Below are 2,199 nucleotides of genomic sequence, written 5' to 3'. Positions count from 1 at the left end.
GCCCCCTGCCCCACCGTCCCGGCAGGTGTGAGGCACCCCGCCCCGCGGAAGCGTCCGACAGCCCGGTCCTCGTCCCTGCCGGGCGCTGGAGGCGGTGCGCGTGGGCGGGCGTCCTTCGGCCGCCACGAGCCACGCGGCCCCACACGCGAATCCACCGGACACCCGGGCCCGTCGACCCCGGCGTGCGGGAGACCGCCCGCCTACCGGGCGAAGGCCGTACAAGGGCCGCAGCCGACTGGCCGGGCCGCACAACGCATCCCCTGGCGGGGCTCCGGCCGGGCGGTACAGGCGGTACCGGCCGGCGCAGCCCGAAGTGCCTGGCCTGCCAGGTCACGGTGCCACCGGCGCCTGGTGGACCGGGCGCCGCGCACCGGTGCGCGGCGCGGTCAGCGGCGGAAGATCGTGATCGAGTGGCCCACCGTGTCGATCGGCTCGCTGCTCCGGATCAGCGCCTCCAGCCGGCCCTCGGCCTTGGCGATCGAGGAGTCCGACACCACGAGCAGCCCCCTGACCCTGTCCGGAGGCGCCTTGCGCGGGTCCGAGGCGTCGATGCCGTAGAAGGACGGCACACCGCTGCCCTTGTAGACGAGCCAGATACGTTCGCCCGCGTGCCGGTGGCGGAGGTGGTCGGCGAGGCGGCCCAGGTCCTGGCCCCAGTCGACGTTGGAGTCGTGCAGCCGCAGACGGGTCTTCGACGGCCCGCCGAACGCCTCGTTGGAGTAAGGGAGGTAGTACGGGTACGTCCGCAGTGAGCTCACGGCGACGTACAGCAGCGCCGCCGCCGTCACGGCGTGCCGGGCGCGCCATGGGAGAGCGAGCACGCAGGCGGCCGTGAGCGCCAGGAAGACCGGCACGAAGAGGGCGTAGCGCACGCCGAGGTCGCGCGACCCGGTCATGGCCGCGGCCAGCAGCACGGCGACCGGCACGAGCACGTACGGTGCCGCGGGCCGCAACCGGGGCACGAGCAGCAGCGCGAGGGTTCCGGCCGCCCACAGCGCGAGCATGCCCAGCGGCGTCTTCACCAGCAGCGCGGCCGGCAGGTAGTACCACAGCGAACCCCGGTAGTGCCGGCCGAACAGGAAGCCGCTCCACGTCGTTTCCTCGAAGCCGAACTGGACGCGCATACCGTCCCGGTACGGCTGGGGGAACGGCAGCGTACGGACGGCGAGTTCCCGCAGTCCGCCGGTGTCCGGCAGGTCGTCGGGGGCCGTCCAGCGCAACCGCGGGTCGACGGCGAGGTAGCAGGCCCACACGACGGCGACCGCGACCAGCGCCACGAGGACCGCTCCGGCGGCGGCGTACGCCACCGACCGGGCGCCCTCGCGCGGGCCGGGAGCGTCCGGGCCGGAAGGGTGCGGGCCGGGGGCGTGCGGGCCGGGGCGGTCGGCCCGGCGGGCGTGCCACACGGACAGGACGGCCAGGAGCAGCAGCACCGGCACCGCGGGCAGCGTGCTCGCCTTCGTCGCCAGTGCCGCACCGAGGGCCGCGCCGGCGAGCGGGAGGTACAGGCGCGGCCGCCGCCTCGCCCGCCACAGCAGCCACACGGATGTCAGCAGGAAGCCGGCCGCCGGTACGTCGAGGGTGGCGAGCGACCCGTGCGCGATGACGTCGGGCGAGAAGGAGTAGAGGGCCAGTGCCGCCAACCCGCCGATCGGCCCGGCGAGATCACGGGCGAAGGCGAGGACGACCAGGCCGAACAGCAGCGTCAGGGCGATCACGGGCAGCCGTGCCAGCAGCATCAGCCGCCACGGGTCGTTGCCCGACTCGTACAGGACGTGCCGCCCGAGCTCGGTCTGGTCGCCGTCGAAGCGGGGGTCGAGGCGCGCGTCGGCGAACATGAGCCCGGTGGCGACGACCAGTTTGCCCAGCGGGGGATGCTCGGGGTTGTAGCGAAGGCTGTGCTGCCGTGTGTACACCAGCGCCGCGCCCACGTACACGGGCTCGTCTATGGTCGGGGTCTGCTCCCTGGCCGTCGTGGCCGTCGCGAAGCCCGTCTGGGCGAGGAGCGCGACCACGGCGAGCGCGTACAGCCACCGCCCGTGGCACCACGGGCCGCGCCCGCGCGGCCCCGCGGGCCTCACGCCGATGCGGGTGAACCAGGTGAACCGGAGCCTGCCGCCGGGCCGGGCGGGCGGCTCGACGGACCCTGCCGGGGCGGCGCTCCCGGCCCGCCTGCGCGGACACCTGCGCGATGCCTGA

Annotated in this window: 1 protein-coding gene; it reads right to left on the bottom strand. The window is 75.1% G+C overall.

Translation table 11 applies throughout. From position 1 onward, the window contains the following. Positions 1 to 386: 386 nt before the first annotated feature. Positions 387 to 2,081: an ArnT family glycosyltransferase gene (locus tag GUY61_RS37720; protein WP_398958366.1), complete on the bottom strand. Its 1,695-nt coding sequence runs from the start codon at positions 2,079 to 2,081 to the stop codon at positions 387 to 389. Positions 2,082 to 2,199: the final 118 nt, after the last annotated feature.

The sequence above is a fragment of the Streptomyces sp. GC420 genome, from assembly GCF_009916105.1.
Lineage (GTDB): Bacteria > Actinomycetota > Actinomycetes > Streptomycetales > Streptomycetaceae > Streptomyces.
Note: the sequence above shows the minus strand (reverse complement) of the source record. Positions and strands in the feature narration are given on the sequence as shown.